This window comes from Enterobacter sp. BIDMC 27 (assembly GCF_000534415.1).
GTDB classification, from domain to species: Bacteria; Pseudomonadota; Gammaproteobacteria; order Enterobacterales; family Enterobacteriaceae; genus Enterobacter; species Enterobacter hormaechei_C.
Map to the genome: position 1 here is coordinate 2,229,190 of NZ_KI973178.1, position 20,331 is coordinate 2,249,520.

Below are 20,331 nucleotides of genomic sequence, written 5' to 3' on the forward strand. Positions count from 1 at the left end.
AAGGATAATATAATGAAAAGAAAAAGCGTAATTATATTCGCTGCAATAACGTTTTCTTCACTGGGTGTGTGTGCAGAAAATAATAATACTATTACTGCTGCGCAGGTAAAAGCGACACCGTATACTACGGTGTTCTTTGCCCCGCGTACGCAATACCGCACCGCCAGTGAAAGTTTTTTACAACGGTTGATGTTAACAGGCGTTGTTCAGGATCCTGACAGCATCCTGAAAAGCATGTACTGGAGTTTTGAAACCGATGCCGATTTAGGTAAGCACATGGATCAGTGGAAAAGCAGTTACCAGGAAGCGGAGTTCAATAAGCCCTTCTCGCTAGGTGCCAGCCAGTTCTGGCTGGAACCAGGAACCGTTTTTCATTGGGAATCGGCAGGGTCACGCATCGATCCCTACATTGGCATTGGTTACCATTTTGATCCAACGTTGGGGGCGGTACTGCGCTATCGCTACAATCATCAGAATCATGACAGTGAAACACGTCAGGGTGAGTGGGATGATTCGTCGGAGCATCGCGTGGATATTTATCTGACAAAATATTTTACTCCAGACTTTTGGGTGCAATATAACCCAACGTATTACAGTAAAACGCACTCTGATAAATTCGTGTATGCCAATGGTAAAAACCACACCTTACAGCACAACGTTGTTTTTAATTTCCATACTACGCCACGGTTTTATCCCTTCTTTGAACTTGGCTATCTTGATGAATATAAAGATGGCGATGATACAAAAAGTGAATATCAGCTGCGAGTGGGGTTCAAATACAATTTAAAATAAAAAAACGCGCCCTTGGGCGCGTTTTTGCAGATGTAACGAATTAACGTTTAATATCTGATTTGAAATCACGCTGCTCGTAGCCGGTATACAGCTGACGAGGACGCGCGATTTTCATGCCTTCGCTGTGCATTTCGTTCCAGTGCGCAATCCAGCCCACGGTACGCGCCATGGCGAAGATTACGGTGAACATGGAAGACGGAATGCCCATCGCTTTCAGAATAATGCCAGAGTAGAAATCGACGTTCGGGTAGAGTTTCTTCTCGATGAAGTACGGGTCGTTCAGCGCGATGTGTTCCAGCTCCATCGCCACTTCCAGCAAATCATCTTTGGTGCCCAGCTCTTTCAGCACTTCGTGGCAGGTCTCACGCATGACGGTCGCGCGCGGGTCGTAGTTTTTGTAAACACGGTGACCGAAGCCCATCAGACGGAAGGAGTCATTCTTGTCTTTCGCGCGGCGCACGAACTCAGGAATGTGCTCAACGGAGCTGATTTCTTCCAGCATCTTCAGTGCCGCTTCGTTCGCGCCGCCGTGCGCCGGTCCCCACAGGGAGGCGATGCCCGCAGCGATACAGGCGAATGGGTTCGCGCCGGAAGAGCCCGCGGTACGGACGGTAGAGGTCGAGGCGTTCTGTTCGTGGTCAGCGTGCAGGATCAGAATACGGTCCATCGCGCGTTCCAGCACCGGGTTCACTTCGTACTCTTCGCACGGCGTGGAGAACATCATGCGCAGGAAGTTACCCGCGTAGGAGAGGTCGTTGCGTGGGTATACAAACGGCTGACCGATAGAGTATTTGTAACACATCGCCGCCATGGTAGGCATTTTAGACAGCAGACGGAACGCCGCGATATCACGGTGACGTGGGTTATTCACGTCCAGAGAATCGTGGTAGAACGCCGCCAACGCACCGGTAATACCGCACATGACCGCCATCGGGTGAGAGTCACGACGGAACGCATGGAACAGACGGGTAATCTGCTCATGGATCATGGTGTGACGGGTCACGGTGGTTTTAAATTCATCGTACTGGGCCTGCGTCGGTTTTTCGCCGTTCAGCAGGATGTAGCACACTTCCAGATAGTTGGATTCGGTGGCTAACTGATCGATGGGGAAGCCGCGATGGAGCAGGATACCTTCGTCACCGTCAATGTAGGTGATTTTGGATTCGCAAGATGCGGTGGAGGTGAATCCAGGGTCAAAGGTGAATACCCCTTTGGAACCCAGCGTACGGATATCAATAACATCCTGACCGAGCGTGCCTTTTAGCACATCCAGTTCAATAGCATCATCACCATTTAGGGTGAGTTTTGCCTTTGTATCAGCCATTTACGGTCTCCTTAGCGCCTTATGCTTAAGACTGCGCTTTACCGGATTTGCTTTCAGCTGTTAATCATCGTTACCAGATTGTTATTTGGCTTACCGCTCAGCTCACGAGGAGAAACCAGGGTACAGAGCTATGGCGCCTTGCAGGTAAACGAATGAAATATCAGTGAAACAACAGCAAATCAGCGTTTTTGCAGTCCGAATTATTCAAACCTGTATATCACTAATAACTGTCCTGATAACTTCGGTCAATACCATCACACTGTTACATAACTATTTGTCAGGTGAAAGAGAGACCTCATAACTTTTGCGCATTATATGCCTTTTCTGCTGACGTTTGTAACAATATTGTTTAACATTTGTCAAATCAGATGATTAAAAATTAAAAAGATGTTGTTATCGTGACCCCGATCACTGTTCCAGAGAAAACCCAACAAACTGTATGTAGGTTAATTGTAATGATTTTGTGAACGGCCTATACTGCCGCCAGGTCTCCGGAACACCCTGCAATCCCGAGCCACCCAGCGTTGTAACGTGTCGTTTTAGCATTTGGAAGCAATGTTTTGCATGACGCGCAGTTATAGAAAAGGAACGCTGTCTGACCCGCATCGCAGTCCGGAGGAAGGAAACAATAAGAACAGCATGTGGGCGTTATTCATGATAAGAAATGTGAAAAAACAAAGACCTGTCAATCTGGATCTCAAAACGATCCGATTCCCTGTAACAGCAATAGCGTCCATTCTGCACCGTGTTTCTGGTGTGATTACGTTTGTGGCGGTCGGTATCTTGCTGTGGTTACTGGGAACCAGCCTCTCATCCCCTGAAGGATTCCTCCAGGCCTCAGCCATCATGAACAGCTTCTTCGTGAAATTTATCATGTGGGGCATTCTGACCGCGCTGGCCTATCACGTGGTTGGCGGCGTTCGCCATATGCTGATGGACTTTGGCTACCTGGAAGAGACGTTCGAGGCCGGTAAACGTACCGCTAACATTTCATTTGTGATCACTGTCGTGCTTTCACTTCTCGCAGGAGTTCTCGTATGGTAAGCAACGCCTCCGCATTAGGACGCAACGGCGTACATGACTTCATCCTGGTCCGTGCTACCGCCATCGTTCTCACCCTTTACATCATCTATATGATCGGTTTCTTCGCGACCAGCGGGACGCTGACGTGGGAAATCTGGAGTGGTTTCTTCGGATCGGCCTTCACCAAAGTGTTCACCCTGCTGGCCCTGTTCTCCATCCTTATTCATGCCTGGATTGGCATGTGGCAGGTGTTGACCGATTACGTTAAACCGCTGGCGATTCGCCTTCCGCTGCAACTGATTATTGTTGTTGCTCTGCTGGTTTACGTCATTTATGGATTTGTTGTGGTGTGGGGTGTGTAATGAAACTGCCAGTCAGAGAATTTGATGCTGTTGTGATTGGTGCGGGTGGCGCAGGTATGCGCGCCGCACTGCAAATTTCCCAGAGCGGCCAGACCTGTGCGCTGCTCTCTAAAGTATTCCCGACCCGTTCCCACACTGTGTCTGCGCAGGGCGGTATCACCGTTGCGCTGGGTAATTCCCATGAAGATAACTGGGAATGGCACATGTACGATACGGTAAAAGGTTCCGATTACATCGGTGACCAGGATGCCATCGAATATATGTGTAAAACCGGCCCGGAAGCGATTCTGGAGCTGGACCACATGGGTCTGCCGTTCTCCCGTCTGGAAAATGGCACCATCTATCAGCGTCCGTTTGGCGGCCAGTCGAAAAACTTCGGCGGCGAGCAGGCGGCACGTACCGCAGCGGCAGCTGACCGTACCGGCCACGCGCTGCTGCACACGCTGTATCAGCAGAACCTGAAAAACCACACCACCATCTTCTCCGAGTGGTATGCGCTGGATCTGGTGAAAAACGCCGATGGCGCCGTGGTGGGTTGTACCGCCCTGTGCATCGAAACCGGTGAGGTGGTCTACTTCAAAGCCCGCGCAACCGTGCTGGCGACCGGCGGCGCAGGCCGTATCTATCAGTCCACTACCAATGCCCATATCAACACCGGTGACGGCGTTGGGATGGCGATCCGCGCTGGCGTGCCGGTGCAGGACATGGAGATGTGGCAGTTCCACCCAACCGGTATCGCGGGTGCGGGCGTACTGGTGACAGAAGGCTGCCGTGGTGAAGGTGGTTACCTGCTGAACAAACATGGCGAGCGCTTCATGGAGCGTTATGCGCCAAACGCGAAAGACCTGGCGGGCCGTGATGTGGTGGCGCGTTCCATCATGATCGAAATCCGTGAAGGCCGCGGCTGTGACGGCCCTTGGGGTCCACACGCGAAGCTGAAACTCGACCATCTGGGTAAAGAAGTGCTGGAATCCCGTCTGCCGGGCATTCTGGAGCTGTCCCGCACCTTCGCGCACGTCGACCCGGTGAAAGAGCCAATTCCGGTTATCCCAACCTGTCACTACATGATGGGCGGTATTCCGACCAAAGTGACCGGTCAGGCGCTGACCGTGAACGAGCAGGGCGAAGACGTGGTCATCCCTGGCCTGTTCGCGGTAGGCGAAATTGCCTGCGTATCCGTGCACGGCGCAAACCGTCTGGGCGGCAACTCCCTGCTGGACCTGGTGGTATTTGGTCGTGCGGTGGGGCTGCATCTCCAGGAATCTATTGCCGAGCAGGGCGCGCTGCGTGATGCGACCGACGACGAAATAGATGCCTCTCTTGAGCGCCTCAATCGCTGGAACGGTAATCGTAACGGCGAAGATCCGGTGGAGATCCGTAAGGCGTTGCAGGAGTGTATGCAGCACAACTTCTCGGTATTCCGTGAAGGTGACGCGATGGCCAAAGGGCTTGAGCAGCTGAAAGCGATCCGCGAGCGTCTGAAGAATGCCCGTCTGGATGATACCTCCAGCGAGTTCAACACCCAGCGCGTTGAGTGCCTGGAGCTGGATAACCTGATGGAAACCGCGTTCGCCACTGCGATGTCGGCAAACTTCCGTACCGAAAGCCGTGGCGCCCATAGCCGCTTCGACTTCCCGGATCGTGATGACGAAAACTGGCTGTGCCATTCCCTGTATCTGCCAGAGTCGGAAACCATGACGCGTCGTAGCGTTAACATGGAACCGAAACTGCGTCCGGCGTTCCCGCCGAAGATTCGTACTTACTAATGCGGAGACAGGATAATGAAACTCGAATTCTCAGTTTATCGTTATAACCCGGATGTAGACGATGCTCCGCGTATGCAGGATTACACCCTCGAAGCGGAAGAAGGTCGTGACATGATGCTGCTGGATGCCTTAATCCAGCTGAAAGAGAAAGATCCTACGCTGTCGTTCCGCCGCTCTTGCCGTGAAGGGGTGTGTGGCTCTGACGGTGTAAACATGAACGGCAAAAACGGTCTGGCCTGTATCACGCCAATTTCAGCGCTACAGCGTCCTGGCCAGAAAATTGTGATCCGTCCTCTGCCTGGCCTGCCGGTCGTGCGTGATTTGGTGGTGGACATGGGGCAATTCTATGCACAATATGAGAAGATTAAGCCTTACTTATTGAATAATGGGCAAAATCCACCCGCTCGCGAGCACTTACAGTCTCCTGAGCAGCGTGAAAAACTCGATGGGTTGTACGAGTGTATTCTCTGTGCATGCTGTTCAACGTCATGCCCGTCATTCTGGTGGAACCCGGATAAATTTATCGGCCCTGCGGGTCTGCTGGCTGCCTATCGCTTCCTGATCGACAGCCGCGATACCGAAACCGAGAATCGTCTGGAAGGGCTAAGTGACGCTTTCAGCGTATTCCGCTGCCATAGCATCATGAACTGCGTCAGTGTGTGTCCTAAGGGGCTGAACCCGACGCGCGCCATCGGCCATATTAAGTCGATGTTGTTGCAGCGCAGTGCGTAAGTAACAACGCCGGATGGCGCTGCGCTTATCCGGCCTACGTAACAGTAGGCCCGGTAAGCGTAGCGCCACCGGGCAAATTGCAGAAACCTTTAAAAACTGCCAGATAAGTAAATAATCGAGACGTTCAGCGCGAGACAAGGCGCGGTTGAACGAATCCCCTGGAGCATAGTTGACTATGTGACTGGGGTGAGTGAAAGCCGCAACGCAGTCGCAGCCGGAACGACGAAGATTATTTAGACAGTTTCTAAAGGTTCCTTCGCGGGCCAAATGAAAAGAGCTCGCAGGTGAACCCCGGCACGTACACGTGGTGTGCGTGGTAGTTTCTACGGCGAAAGTAAGCATAAAAATGCTTAAGGGATCACGATGCAGAACGGCGCAATGAAAGCCTGGCTGGACTCTTCTTACCTCTCTGGTTCAAACCAGAGCTGGATAGAACAGCTCTATGAAGACTTCTTAACCGATCCTGACTCAGTGGACGCAAACTGGCGTTCCATGTTCCAGCAGTTGCCTGGTACAGGGGTCAAACCGGATCAATTCCATTCAAAAACACGTGATTATTTCCGTCGTCTGGCGAAGGATGCCTCACGTTACTCTTCTGCGATTTCCGACCCTGACACCAATGCGAAGCAGGTTAAAGTCCTGCAACTTATCAACGCTTATCGCTTCCGTGGTCACCAGCATGCGAATCTCGATCCGCTGGGACTGTGGCAGCAGGAACGTGTAGCGGATCTCGATCCGGCTTATCACGATCTGACCGAGGCCGATTTCCAGGAAAGCTTTAACGTAGGTTCCTTTGCCATCGGCAAAGACACGATGAAGCTGGGCGATCTGATTGACGCGCTCAAGCAAACCTACTGCGGCTCCATCGGCGCGGAATATATGCACATTACCTCCACCGAAGAGAAACGCTGGATCCAGCAGCGTATCGAATCCGTGGCAGGCCACGCGAATTTCTCAGCAGAAGAGAAAAAACGTTTCCTCAGCGAACTGACCGCCGCGGAAGGCCTTGAGCGCTATCTGGGCGCGAAATTCCCTGGCGCAAAACGCTTCTCACTGGAGGGCGGCGATGCGTTAGTCCCGATGCTGAAAGAGCTGATTCGTCATGCCGGTAAGAGCGGCACGCGCGAAGTGGTGCTGGGCATGGCGCACCGTGGTCGCCTGAACGTGCTGGTTAACGTGCTGGGTAAAAAGCCGCAGGATCTGTTCGACGAATTTGCGGGTAAACATAAAGAGCACCTCGGCACCGGTGACGTGAAGTACCACATGGGCTTCTCGTCCGATATCGAAACCGAGGGCGGTCAGGTTCACCTGGCGCTGGCGTTTAACCCGTCACACCTGGAAATCGTCAGCCCGGTGGTTATCGGTTCCGTGCGTGCGCGTCTGGATCGTCTGGACGAGCCGAGCAGCAATAAAGTACTGCCAATCACTATTCACGGTGATGCGGCGGTCACAGGGCAGGGCGTGGTTCAGGAAACCCTGAACATGTCGAAAGCGCGTGGTTATGAAGTGGGCGGTACCGTTCGCATCGTAATCAACAACCAGGTGGGCTTCACCACCTCTAACCCGCTGGATGCGCGTTCCACCCCGTACTGCACCGACATCGGTAAAATGGTTCAGGCGCCAATTTTCCACGTTAACGCGGATGACCCTGAAGCCGTTGCTTTCGTTACCCGTCTGGCGCTGGACTTCCGTAACACCTTCAAGCGCGATGTGTTCATTGACCTCTTCTGCTACCGCCGTCACGGCCACAACGAAGCGGATGAGCCAAGTGCAACCCAGCCGCTGATGTACCAGAAAATCAAAAAACACCCGACGCCGCGTAAAATCTACGCTGACAAGCTGGAAAGCGAAAAAGTGGCGACGCTGGAAGATGCGACCGAGATGGTCAACCTCTACCGCGACGCGCTGGACGCGGGTGAATGCGTGGTCAAAGAGCTGCGCCCAATGAACATGCACTCCTTTACCTGGTCGCCGTACCTCAACCACGAGTGGGACGAGAGCTACCCGAACAAGGTTGAGATGAAGCGTTTGCAGGAACTGGCTAAACGCATCAGCACCGTGCCGGAAGCGATCGAGATGCAGTCCCGCGTGGCCAAGATCTATGGCGATCGCCAGGCAATGGCGGCGGGTGAGAAGCTGTTCGACTGGGGCGGCGCGGAAACGCTGGCCTATGCGACGCTGGTTGACGAAGGTATTCCGGTTCGTCTGTCCGGTGAAGATGCGGGTCGTGGCACCTTCTTCCACCGTCATGCGGTTGTACACAACCAGTCTAACGGTTCAACGTACACTCCGCTTCAGCACGTGCATAACGGTCAGGGCCAGTTCAAGGTCTGGGACTCCGTGCTGTCAGAAGAAGCGGTTCTGGCCTTCGAATACGGCTACGCCACCGCAGAACCCCGCACCCTGACCATCTGGGAAGCGCAGTTCGGTGACTTCGCCAACGGTGCGCAGGTCGTCATCGACCAGTTCATCTCCTCCGGTGAGCAGAAGTGGGGCCGTATGTGCGGTCTGGTGATGCTGCTGCCGCACGGCTATGAAGGACAAGGTCCGGAGCACTCCTCCGCGCGTCTGGAGCGTTATCTGCAACTCTGCGCCGAGCAGAATATGCAGGTTTGCGTGCCGTCCACTCCGGCTCAGGTTTACCACATGCTGCGTCGTCAGGCGCTGCGCGGTATGCGCCGTCCGCTGGTAGTCATGTCACCAAAATCCCTGCTGCGCCATCCACTGGCGGTCTCCAGCCTGGAAGAGCTGGCAAACGGCACCTTCCTGCCGGCCATCGGTGAAATTGACGAGCTGGATCCGCAGGCCGTTAAGCGTGTCGTAATGTGTTCTGGTAAGGTTTATTACGACCTGCTGGAACAGCGCCGTAAGAACGATCAGAAAGATGTCGCCATCGTGCGTATCGAACAGCTTTATCCGTTCCCGCATCAGGCGATGCAGGAAGTGCTGAAACAGTACGCTCACGTTCATGATTTTGTCTGGTGCCAGGAAGAGCCGCTCAACCAGGGCGCATGGTATTGCAGCCAGCATCATTTCCGTGAAGTGATTCCATTTGGGTCTGCCCTGCGTTATGCAGGTCGCCCGGCCTCCGCCTCTCCGGCGGTAGGGTATATGTCCGTTCACCAGAAGCAGCAACAAGATCTGGTCAATGACGCGCTGAACGTCGATTAATTAAAGGATACATAATGAGTAGCGTAGATATTCTTGTTCCCGACCTGCCTGAGTCCGTAGCAGATGCAACCGTCGCCACCTGGCACAAAAAACCAGGCGACGCGGTAACCCGTGACGAAGTGCTGGTAGAAATCGAAACTGACAAAGTGGTACTGGAAGTACCGGCTTCAGCGGATGGCATTCTGGATGCAGTCCTGGAAGATGAAGGTACGACCGTCACTTCTCGCCAGATCCTGGGTCGCCTGCGTGAAGGCAATAGCGCGGGCAAAGAGTCCAGCGCCAAATCTGAAGAGAAAGCGTCTACTCCGGCCCAGCGCCAGCAGGCGTCTCTGTCCGATCAGACCAATGACGCGCTCAGCCCGGCGATCCGTCGCCTGCTGGCTGAGCACAGCCTCGATCCGGCAGCCATCAAAGGCACCGGCGTGGGTGGCCGTCTGACGCGCGAAGACATCGACAAGCATCTGGCAAAAGCGCCTTCTGAGGCGAAAGCGGAAGCGAAAGCCCCTGCGGCAGCACCAGCGGCACAGCCAGCTCTGGGCGCACGTAGCGAAAAACGCGTGCCGATGACCCGCCTGCGTAAGCGCGTGGCCGAGCGTCTGCTGGAAGCGAAAAACTCCACCGCGATGCTGACCACCTTTAACGAAGTCAACATGAAGCCAATCATGGATCTGCGCAAGCAGTACGGTGACGCGTTTGAAAAACGTCACGGTATCCGTCTGGGTTTCATGTCCTTCTACGTGAAAGCGGTAGTTGAAGCGCTGAAACGCTACCCGGAAGTGAACGCGTCTATCGATGGCGATGACGTGGTTTACCACAACTACTTCGACGTCAGCATGGCGGTTTCTACCCCACGCGGCCTGGTTACCCCAGTTCTGCGTGACGTAGACACCCTGGGTATGGCTGACATTGAGAAGAAAATCAAAGAGCTGGCCGTGAAAGGCCGCGACGGCAAGCTGACCGTTGAGGATCTGACCGGCGGTAACTTCACCATTACCAACGGTGGTGTGTTCGGCTCGCTGATGTCTACCCCGATCATCAACCCGCCGCAGAGCGCGATCCTGGGTATGCACGCCATTAAAGATCGTCCAATGGCGGTAGACGGTAAAGTGGAGATCCTGCCGATGATGTACCTGGCGCTCTCTTACGATCACCGCCTGATCGACGGCCGCGAGTCCGTAGGCTTCCTGGTTGCCATTAAAGAGCTGCTGGAAGATCCAACGCGTCTGCTGCTGGACGTCTAGTTTTTGCAGTCTTGCCCGGCGGCGCGTTGCTTGCCGGGCCTACAAAGCACTACCTAACGATTACCTGAAGGATGGATAGAACACATGAACTTACATGAATATCAGGCCAAACAGCTGTTTGCCCGGTATGGCTTACCGGCTCCGGTGGGTTATGCCTGTACTACCCCGCGTGAAGCAGAAGAAGCCGCGTCTAAAATCGGTTCCGGCCCGTGGGTAGTTAAATGTCAGGTTCACGCTGGTGGCCGTGGTAAAGCGGGCGGTGTGAAGGTTGTTAAGAGCAAAGAAGAGATCCGTGCGTTTGCTGAACATTGGCTCGGCAAGCGTCTGGTAACCTACCAGACAGATGCGAACGGCCAGCCGGTTAACCAGATCCTGGTTGAAGCGGCAACCGACATCGCGAAAGAACTGTACCTCGGCGCAGTCGTAGACCGTAGCTCCCGTCGCGTGGTGTTCATGGCGTCTACCGAAGGCGGCGTGGAAATCGAAAAAGTGGCGGAAGAGACCCCGCACCTGATCCACAAAGTGGCTATCGATCCGCTGGCGGGCCCAATGCCTTACCAGGGTCGTGAGCTGGCGTTCAAACTGGGTCTGGAAGGCAAGCTGGTTCAGCAGTTCACCAAGATCTTCATGGGTCTGGCGACCATCTTCCTGGAGCGCGATCTGGCGCTGATCGAGATCAACCCGCTGGTGATCACCACCCAGGGCGACCTGATCTGCCTCGACGGCAAGCTGGGCGCTGACGGCAACGCGCTGTTCCGCCAGTCCGATCTGCGCGAAATGCGCGACCAGTCTCAGGAAGATCCGCGTGAAGCGCAGGCTGCACAGTGGGAACTGAACTACGTGGCGCTGGATGGCAACATCGGCTGCATGGTTAACGGTGCGGGCCTGGCAATGGGCACCATGGACATCGTTAAGCTGCACGGCGGTGAGCCAGCGAACTTCCTCGACGTGGGCGGTGGCGCAACCAAAGAGCGCGTAACCGAAGCGTTCAAAATCATTCTCTCTGACAGCAACGTGAAAGCGGTTCTGGTGAACATCTTCGGCGGTATCGTACGTTGCGACCTGATCGCCGACGGTATCATCGGCGCGGTAGAAGAAGTGGGCGTTAACGTTCCGGTTGTTGTACGTCTGGAAGGGAACAACGCTGAACTCGGCGCGAAAAAACTGGCTGACAGCGGCCTGAATATTATTGCAGCGAAAAGTCTGACGGATGCAGCTCAGCAGGTTGTTGCCGCAGTGGAGGGGAAATAATGTCCGTTTTAATTAATAAAGATACCAAGGTTATCTGCCAGGGCTTCACCGGTAGCCAGGGGACTTTCCACTCCGAACAGGCGATTGCCTACGGTACGCAGATGGTTGGCGGCGTAACGCCAGGTAAAGGCGGCACCACGCATCTGGGCCTGCCGGTGTTCAACACCGTGCGTGAAGCGGTAGAAGCGACGGGCGCAACCGCGACCGTGATCTACGTTCCGGCGCCGTTCTGCAAAGACTCTATTCTGGAAGCGATCGACGCAGGCATTAAGCTGATCATCACCATCACCGAAGGTATCCCGACGCTGGATATGCTGACCGTGAAGGTGAAGCTGGACGAAGTAGGCGTGCGCATGATCGGCCCGAACTGCCCAGGCGTTATCACTCCGGGCGAATGCAAAATCGGCATCATGCCGGGGCACATTCACAAGCCGGGTAAAGTGGGCATCGTTTCCCGTTCCGGCACCCTGACCTATGAAGCGGTTAAGCAGACCACCGATTACGGTTTCGGCCAGTCCACCTGCGTGGGCATCGGCGGTGACCCGATCCCGGGCTCTAACTTCATCGACATCCTGAAGCTGTTCCAGGAAGATCCACAGACCGAAGCGATCGTGATGATCGGTGAGATCGGTGGTAGCGCGGAAGAAGAAGCGGCTGCTTACATCAAAGATCATGTGACCAAGCCAGTGGTGGGTTACATCGCAGGTGTGACCGCGCCGAAAGGCAAACGTATGGGTCACGCGGGCGCGATTATCGCTGGCGGTAAAGGTACGGCTGATGAGAAATTCGCAGCACTGGAAGCCGCAGGCGTGAAAACCGTTCGCAGCCTGGCGGATATCGGTGAAGCACTGAAATCCATCATTAAGTAAGTCCTCTCTGCTCCCCGAATGGGGCGCGTTGAAGTATAAAAAAATGTCCGTTTCGACATGGTTGGCCGCTGTAAAGCGGCCTTTTTTTATTGTCTGCGTTTAGCCACCAGAGTGAATTTATAGTCGTCGGTGTTAAACACGTTGCGACTGTATTCAAATACCCGGCCGTCTTTCAGAAAGCCGCGGGAGACTTTTTCCAGAATCGGTTTTGCCGGATCGAGCGCCAGGGCGGCAATCGCCTCATCCGATGGCATGACTGGCACCAGCTCCTGCTCGCTGCGATCGATAACCATCTTTTTGATCTGCTCAATGTAATGGTATTTCGACTGTTCCATCACTTCCCAGGTGAGGTCGGGGAACATCGCCAGCGGCATCCATGTCTCTTCCAGATTCACCGGCTTTTCCCTGATGAAGCGTACGCGCTTGACGTGCCAGACTTTATCATCCGGATTGAGCGCCAGTTTTGCCGCGAGCCGCTCATCGGCTTTCACCACTTCGAAGACGCTGACGTCGCTGTGCGTATCGACGTTGCGATCCGCCAGCTTTTCGTAAAAGCCGGTGAGCTGATAAATATCGTAATTCACCCGCTCCTCTTTTACATACGAGCCGCTGCCCTGAATACTTTCGATGATCTGCTCGTCGGCGAGCAGCTTCAAAGCCTGCCGCACGGTGACCCGGCTGACGCTAAACGCCTCCTGAAGGCTGGATTCTGTCGGCAGCGCGTCGCCAGGTTTTAACTCACCGGCATTAATTTTTTCGCGGAACGCATCGGCGATCTGCCGGTACATCGGTTTATTACCCATTGTGTCGCGCCTTTTTAATACCTTTTCAGGGAATTATGCCTTCAGCTGTAAATTTGTAAATAATACAAATAAAATACAAATATCGATGTTAGTGAAAATGATCACATAAATGTATTATCTGGTCTGCCACAATCCTCCCCAGACAATAACTTTGGATAGGTGAGGATCTTATGAACCTGACGACTCTGACCGACCCCCGTGCTGTCTGCGTGCAGGCGCAGTTTACCAGCCGTGATGAGGCAATCCGTCAGCTTGCGACGCGGCTGGTGGCGTTGGGCAAAATAGCCGACGCCGATACGTTTCTGGCAGACGTTTTCCATCGGGAATCGCTTGGCCCGACGGCGCTGGGCGAGGGGCTGGCCGTACCCCATGGTAAATCAGTGGCGGTAAAGGAAGCGGCTTTTGCCGTGGCCACACTGCGCGAGCCGCTGGCCTGGGAAGGCGTGGACGGGCCGGAGGAGGTCGAGCTGATTTTTCTGCTCGCCATTCCTCCCGCTCAAGCGGGGTCAACGCATATTCAGGTCCTGACGGAACTGACGTCTCGCCTGGCGGATGACGAGCTCAGGGCGCGCGTGATGACGGCGACCAGCGCGGAAGCGGTGCTTGCGGCGCTGGAGACGGCGCCTGACGCACAAGAAACCGCCGTTGCGGAGAATGCCCCGACGATCGTCTGCGTAACCGCCTGTCCGGCCGGGATCGCCCATACCTACATGGCAGCGGAATATCTCGAAAAAGCGGGACGTAAGCTCGGCGTCAATGTGGTGGTCGAAAAGCAGGGGGCGAATGGTATTGAGGGGCGCATCACCGCGCAGCAGTTGCAGGAGGCAAAAGCGTGTATCTTCGCGGCGGAAGTGGCGATCAAAGAGCGTGAGCGTTTTCAGGGGATCCCCGCCATTTCCGTGCCCGTCGCGGAACCCTTACGCCATGCTGAAGCGCTCATTGAGCGTGCGCTGGCGCTACAGCCTGTATCCGATGCGCGTCCTGCGCACGTCGACACGGACGCGAAAAAGTGCGTTAAAACCGAACTCAAGCAGGCGCTGCTCAGCGGTATCTCTTTTGCGGTGCCGCTGATTGTCGCTGGCGGCACGGTGCTGGCCGTGTCGGTACTACTGGCGCAAATCCTGGGCTTGCAGCATCTGTTCGATCAGGAAAACTCGTGGCTGTGGATGTACCGCAAACTGGGCGGCGGGATGCTCGGTATTCTGATGGTGCCTGTTCTGGCGGCCTATACCGCTTACTCGCTGGCGGATAAACCTGCGCTTACGCCCGGCTTTGCGGCGGGTCTTGCCGCCAATATGATCGGCTCTGGTTTTCTCGGGGCCATCGTCGGCGGGCTGATTGCGGGCTACCTGATGAGCTGGGTGAAAAACCACATCCGGCTGAGTAGCCGCTACAACGGCTTTCTGACCTTTTATCTCTATCCGGTGATTGGCGTGCTGGGCGCAGGCAGCCTGATGCTGTTTGTGATCGGCGAACCGGTGGCCTGGATCAATAACGCCCTGACCGCCTGGCTTAACGGTCTGTCCGGCGCGAACGCGCTGCTGCTGGGGGCGATCCTGGGCTTTATGTGCTCGTTCGATCTGGGCGGTCCGGTCAACAAAGCCTCTTACGCGTTCTGTCTGGGAGCGATGGCCAATGGCGTATACGGGCCTTATGCGATTTTTGCCTCCGTCAAAATGGTATCGGCCTTTACCGTGACGGCATCAACGATGCTGGCTCCGAACCTGTTCAAACAGTTCGAAATTGAAACCGGCAAGTCCACATGGCTGCTGGGGCTGGCGGGCATCACCGAAGGGGCAATTCCGATGGCTATCGAAGATCCGCTGCGGGTCATCGGCTCATTTGTTCTGGGGTCAATGGCGACCGGAGCGATTGTCGGGGCGATGGGGATTGGGCTATCCACCCCCGGCGCGGGCATTTTCTCGCTCTTCTTACTGCATGATGCCGGGTTGGGCGGCGTGATGGCCGCTGTTGGCTGGTTTGGCGCCGCGCTGATTGGCGCCGCAATCTCTACGCTCATTTTACTGCTCTGGCGACGCCAGGCCGTGAAGAGCGGCACCTACGTGACTGAAGACGTACCCTCCTAAACACGCACTGACAGGAAACGAAGATGAAAGCTGTATCTCGCGTTCATATCACGCCACATATGCACTGGGACCGGGAGTGGTACTTCACCACCGAAGCGTCACGTATTCTTCTGGTCAATAATATGGAAGAGATCCTTACCCGTCTTGAGCAGGACGCAGAGTATAAATACTACGTTCTCGACGGCCAGACGGCGGTGCTGGAAGATTATTTTGCCGTGAAACCGGAAAACAGGCCACGCGTGAAGGCGCTGGTGGCGGCCGGGAAACTGATTATCGGGCCGTGGTATACCCAGACGGATACCACCCTTGTCTCCGGCGAGTCGATTGTCCGAAATCTGATGTACGGCATTCGCGACTGTCTGGCCTTTGGCGAGCCGATGAAAATTGGCTATCTGCCGGACTCCTTCGGCATGTCTTCCCAGCTGCCGCACATTTACAACGGTTTTGGCATCACGCGCACCATGTTCTGGCGCGGGTGTTCCGAGCGGCACGGTACCGATAAAACCGAATTTCTCTGGCAAAGTCAGGACGGCAGCGAAGTGACGGCACAGGTGCTACCGCTGGGCTACGCGATTGGTAAGTACTTACCGGAGGATGAGGCCGGGCTGCGCAAACGGCTCGACACGTACTTCGAGGTGCTGGAAAAAGCCTCCGTGACGAAAGAAATTTTACTGCCTAACGGCCATGATCAGATGCCGCTCCAGCAGAACATCTTTGCGGTGATGGATAAGCTGCGCGAAATCTATCCGCAGCGTCAGTTTGTGATGAGCCGCTTCGAGAAGGTGTTTGACCACATTGACGTGCACCGCGATGAACTGGCGACGCTGAAAGGGGAGTTTATTGACGGTAAATATATGCGGGTGCACCGGACGATAGGCTCCACGCGGATGGACATTAAAATCGCCCACGCCCGGATAGAGAATAAAATCGTCAACGTCCTTGAGCCGCTGGCCACGCTTGCCTGGACGCTGGGCTTTGAGTATCACCACGGTTTGCTGGAAAAAATGTGGAAAGAGATCCTCAAGAATCACGCCCATGACAGTATCGGCTGCTGCTGTAGTGACAAAGTGCATCGTGAGGTGATGTCACGCTTCGAGCTGGCGGAAGACATGGCCGATAACCTGACATGCTTCTATATGCGCAAGATTGTCGACAACATGCCACAGAGCGAGGAAGACAAACTGGTGATGTTTAACCTCACGCCCTGGCCGCGTGAGGAAGTGATTAACACCACGATACGTCTGCGCGCCAGCCAGTTCCGCCTGCTGGACGATAGGGGGAATGAAATCCCTTACTGCCTGCGCAGCGCGCGTGAAATCGACCCCGGCTTGATTGACCGGCAGATTGTGCATTACGGTAACTACGATCCCTTTATGGAGTTTGATATCCAGCTCAATCAGATCCTGCCATCAATGGGTTACCGCACGCTCTATATCGAGCCGCACGTGGCCGGCAAGCTGCTGGCGGCAGAAAAATCGTCGGAGGCGTTGCTGGAAAATGCTTTCTGGGAAATAACGTTAAACGACGACGGCACCCTGCGTCTGCTCGATAAAGCGTCCGGGCTTATCTATGACCGCGTGCTGGAAATAGAAGAGAGCTCGGATGATGGCGATGAGTACGACTACTCGCCTTCACGGGAAGAGTGGAGACTCACTTCCGCTCAGGGCGAGCATGAGGTTGAGGTGATCCACGAGGCCTGGCAGAGCAGGGCGGTGATCCGCCATCGCATGGCGGTGCCGGCGGATCTCGCCGAACGTTCTGCGCGTCAGCAGACGGGAACGCTTGAGGCAGAACTCACGGTCACGCTCAGCCATAACAGCCGACGTATCGACGTTGAGGCGCGTCTCGGAAATCACGCGGATGACCACCGTGTGCGGGTGCTGATCCCGACGCCATTTACCACAGACACGGTGTTAGCCGATACCCAGTTCGGTTCGCTGACGCGACCTGTACAGGATGAAGCGATGGCGAACTGGCAGGAGGAGGGCTGGAAGGAAGCGCCGCTGCCGGTGTGGAATCTGCTCAACTACGCGGTGCTCCAGGAACGGCGTAACGGAATGGCGCTGTTTACCGAAGGGTTGCGCGAATTTGAAGTGACTGGCGAGCGTCAAAAAACGTTTGCCCTGACGTTGCTTCGCGGCGTGGGGGTGCTTGGGAAGGAAGATTTACTGCTGCGCCCCGGCAGACCGTCCGGGATCAAAATGCCGGTGCCGGATTCGCAGATGCGGGGCCAGTTAACCTGTCGCTTTAGCCTGTTCAGTTTTAATGGTACGCCAGTCAGTGCTGGCGTTGCGCAGCAGGCGAAGTCGTGGTTAACGCCAGTGCACTGTTATAACAAAATCCCGTGGGATGCGATGAAGCTTAACCGCGCCTCTTTCACCACTCCCTGTAGCTATAGCCTGCTAACGCTGGCGCCTAACGGATGCGTACTCAGTGCGCTGAAAAAAGCGGAGGATCGTGACGAGATGATTCTTCGTCTGTACAACCCTTCGGAGACCCGCTCCTGTGACGTGGCTTTGTCTGTGAACCGTGAGGTCCAGGCCTGTTGCGAAACGGACATGAATGAGGTGTGCAAGGCGCAAGGGGAGGAGGGTTCAGCCATTACGGGACCGTTCCGGCCAGGCCAGTCACGCACCTTTAGCATAAAAATTGAAAGGTAATCCTCCGAACAAAATAAAGGCCGCAGGAATGCGGCCTTTATTTCATCAAATAGTCACGAAAGGGTGTTAATTTTAAGATTATTAAAGGTGAATGAAATGTAATCGCTTCGGCGGGTAGCAAAGCGAAAGAAAAATACTGTGAAGCAGATAACATTATATGTTTATCTTCCGGCAAAATGCGTTTTTTCTTGCGCGTTAATAAAAATCACAACTGTTTATATTATCTTCTGGCTTTTATAACCAATAACGCCTTTAAATATACATATTGTTAACAAGGTTTTTACTATCCGCACCACAAAGAAACATCATTAACAGCTCTGACTGTTTTTGATTTAAATCAATGTTTAATACTTGGAAAAAGGCTCCGAAAGGCGTTAAATTGTTCCCGATCAAAATGGCCGAAAAGTGGTAATTTTGCTATAAATTGATCGCCGTCGAAAAACGTAAATCTGTTCGAATAAAAACCTGTTTATTGTAAGGGTTTTGCAGCGTATTATATTTACGGGATCAATTTGGTTTTTTCTTAACGTATTTGTAACCTTTCATCATTGCTTTTTCCTCATGTAGAGAATAAGCAACGAAGAAGGGAAGCAGATTACTTTGTATTGGGGCATGCGTGTGGATCCTTATCTAACGGGGTTCACTCTCGGAGTCTTCATGCGATGAGCAAGGAGTCATAATGTTAGACGTAGTCGAACTGTCGCGCTTACAGTTTGCCTTGACCGCGATGTACCACTTCCTGTTTGTGCCGCTGACGCTCGGTATGGCGTTCCTGCTGGCCATCATGGAAACGGTTTACGTCCTCTCCGGCAAACAGATTTATAAAGATATGACCAAGTTCTGGGGCAAGTTGTTTGGTATCAACTTTGCGCTGGGCGTGGCAACCGGTCTGACCATGGAGTTCCAGTTCGGGACAAACTGGTCTTACTATTCCCATTATGTGGGGGATATTTTCGGTGCGCCGCTGGCCATTGAAGGTCTGATGGCCTTCTTCCTCGAATCCACCTTTGTAGGTCTGTTCTTCTTCGGTTGGGACCGTCTGGGTAAAGTCCAGCATATGGCGGTAACCTGGCTGGTGGCATTAGGCTCCAACTTGTCCGCACTGTGGATCCTGGTGGCGAACGGCTGGATGCAAAACCCAATCGCATCTGATTTCAACTTCGAAACCATGCGTATGGAGATGGTCAGCTTCGCTGAGCTGGTCCTGAACCCGGTTGCTCAGGTTAAATTCGTTCACACCGTGGCGTCTGGCTATGTGTGCGGCGCGATGTTCGTGCTGGGCATTAGCTCCTACTATATGCTGCGCGGCCGCGACTTCGCCTTTGCCAAGCGTTCTTTCGCTATCGCAGCAAGCTTCGGTATGGCCGCGATTCTTTCCGTTATTGTTCTGGGTGATGAATCCGGTTACGAAATGGGCGACGTGCAGAAAACCAAACTCGCCGCAATTGAAGCTGAATGGGAAACCCAGCCGGCACCGGCAGCGTTTACCCTGTTCGGCGTGCCTGACCAGGAAGCGCAGGAAAACCGCTTCGCCATTCAAATTCCTTACGCTCTGGGTATTATCGCCACGCGCTCCGTCGACAAACAGGTGACTGGCCTGAAAGATCTGATGGTGCAGCATGAAGAGCGTATCCGTAACGGGATGAAAGCCTACTCGCTGCTGGAACAGCTGCGCGCCGGCTCTACCGACCAGGCCGTTCGCGATCAATTTAACGACGTGAAGAAAGACCTCGGTTACGGTCTGCTGCTGAAACGCTATACCCCGAACGTCTCCGACGCGACGGAAGCGCAGATTCAGATGGCAACCAAAGACTCTATTCCACGCGTTGCGCCGCTGTACTTCGCGTTCCGCATCATGGTGGGTTGCGGCATTATCATGCTGCTGATCATCGCGGCCTCGTTCTGGTCAGTCATTCGTAACCGTATCGGTGAGAAAAAATGGCTGCTGCGCACCGCGCTGTACGGTATCCCACTGCCATGGATTGCTATCGAGTCCGGCTGGTTTGTTGCGGAATATGGCCGTCAGCCGTGGGCGATCGGTGAGGTGCTGCCAACAGCGGTAGCGAACTCCTCCCTGACCGCAGGCGACCTGATCTTCTCCATGCTGCTCATTTGCGGTCTGTACACCCTGTTCCTGGTGGCTGAACTGTTCCTGATGTTCAAGTTCGCGCGCCTTGGCCCAAGCAGCCTGAAAACCGGTCGCTACCACTACGAGCAGTCTGTTGCGACTACTCAGCCGGCACGCTAAGA

The 20,331-nt window shown here is 54.4% G+C and carries 14 protein-coding genes; 12 read left to right on the plus strand and 2 right to left on the minus strand.

From position 1 onward, the window contains the following. Positions 1-12: 12 nt before the first annotated feature. Positions 13-792, plus strand: a complete 780-nt coding sequence (locus L463_RS12095) for an oligogalacturonate-specific porin KdgM family protein (protein ID WP_032102602.1) — start codon at positions 13-15, stop codon at positions 790-792. Positions 793-832: 40 nt separating this feature from the next. Here the strand turns inward: L463_RS12095 and L463_RS12090 are convergent, their stop codons facing one another. Further along, the gene (locus tag L463_RS12090) at positions 833-2,116 is read right to left on the minus strand and encodes a citrate synthase (protein WP_006809584.1); all 1,284 of its coding nucleotides are present in this window, start codon (positions 2,114-2,116) and stop codon (positions 833-835) included. Between the two features lie 639 nt (positions 2,117-2,755). On the opposite strand from L463_RS12090, the gene sdhC reads away from it, so the two are divergent. From sdhC to sucD, 8 genes are all read left to right on the plus strand, one after another. Then, entirely contained in the window at positions 2,756-3,160 is a 405-nt protein-coding gene (gene sdhC, locus L463_RS12085; protein WP_026080740.1) for a succinate dehydrogenase cytochrome b556 subunit, read from the plus strand. Beyond that, positions 3,154-3,501, plus strand: a complete 348-nt coding sequence (gene sdhD / locus L463_RS12080) for a succinate dehydrogenase membrane anchor subunit (RefSeq protein ID WP_003858621.1) — start codon at positions 3,154-3,156, stop codon at positions 3,499-3,501. The genes sdhC and sdhD overlap by 7 nt, the downstream gene beginning before the upstream one ends. Continuing rightward, complete coding sequence (sdhA, locus tag L463_RS12075) at positions 3,501-5,267, plus strand: succinate dehydrogenase flavoprotein subunit (protein WP_003858619.1); 1,767 nt, start codon at positions 3,501-3,503, stop codon at positions 5,265-5,267. Before sdhD ends, sdhA begins: the two co-directional genes overlap by 1 nt. A gap of 15 nt (positions 5,268-5,282) precedes the next feature. Further along, entirely contained in the window at positions 5,283-5,999 is a 717-nt protein-coding gene (gene sdhB / locus L463_RS12070; RefSeq protein ID WP_017384969.1) for a succinate dehydrogenase iron-sulfur subunit SdhB, read from the plus strand. Positions 6,000-6,362: 363 nt separating this feature from the next. Beyond that, complete coding sequence (gene sucA, locus L463_RS12065) at positions 6,363-9,170, plus strand: 2-oxoglutarate dehydrogenase E1 component (protein ID WP_003858615.1); 2,808 nt, start codon at positions 6,363-6,365, stop codon at positions 9,168-9,170. 14 nt (positions 9,171-9,184) lie between these two features. Further along, positions 9,185-10,411, plus strand: coding sequence for a 2-oxoglutarate dehydrogenase complex dihydrolipoyllysine-residue succinyltransferase (gene odhB / locus L463_RS12060; RefSeq protein ID WP_003858613.1), 1,227 nt, complete (start codon positions 9,185-9,187; stop codon positions 10,409-10,411). A gap of 84 nt (positions 10,412-10,495) precedes the next feature. Next, complete coding sequence (gene sucC / locus L463_RS12055; protein ID WP_017384968.1) at positions 10,496-11,662, plus strand: ADP-forming succinate--CoA ligase subunit beta; 1,167 nt, start codon at positions 10,496-10,498, stop codon at positions 11,660-11,662. After that, complete coding sequence (sucD, locus tag L463_RS12050; RefSeq protein ID WP_032673166.1) at positions 11,662-12,531, plus strand: succinate--CoA ligase subunit alpha; 870 nt, start codon at positions 11,662-11,664, stop codon at positions 12,529-12,531. The genes sucC and sucD overlap by 1 nt, the downstream gene beginning before the upstream one ends. 86 nt (positions 12,532-12,617) lie before the next feature. Here sucD and L463_RS12045 read toward each other — a convergent pair whose 3' ends face one another. Then, on the minus strand, positions 12,618-13,334 hold the full coding sequence (locus L463_RS12045; RefSeq protein WP_017384967.1) for a GntR family transcriptional regulator: 717 nt from the start codon (positions 13,332-13,334) through the stop codon (positions 12,618-12,620). Positions 13,335-13,504: 170 nt separating this feature from the next. Between L463_RS12045 and mngA the strand changes: the two genes are divergently transcribed. From mngA to cydA, 3 genes are all read left to right on the plus strand, one after another. Then, positions 13,505-15,421 (plus strand): PTS 2-O-a-mannosyl-D-glycerate transporter subunit IIABC, encoded by a 1,917-nt coding sequence (gene mngA, locus L463_RS12040; protein ID WP_023296137.1) that lies wholly within the window; start codon positions 13,505-13,507, stop codon positions 15,419-15,421. A 23-nt stretch (positions 15,422-15,444) separates the two neighbouring features. After that, positions 15,445-18,081 (plus strand): mannosylglycerate hydrolase, encoded by a 2,637-nt coding sequence (gene mngB / locus L463_RS12035; RefSeq protein ID WP_032673168.1) that lies wholly within the window; start codon positions 15,445-15,447, stop codon positions 18,079-18,081. Between the two features lie 679 nt (positions 18,082-18,760). Next, a complete protein-coding gene (cydA, locus tag L463_RS12030; protein WP_003858601.1) occupies positions 18,761-20,329 on the plus strand; it encodes a cytochrome ubiquinol oxidase subunit I in 1,569 nt (522 codons plus the stop codon). Positions 20,330-20,331: the final 2 nt, after the last annotated feature.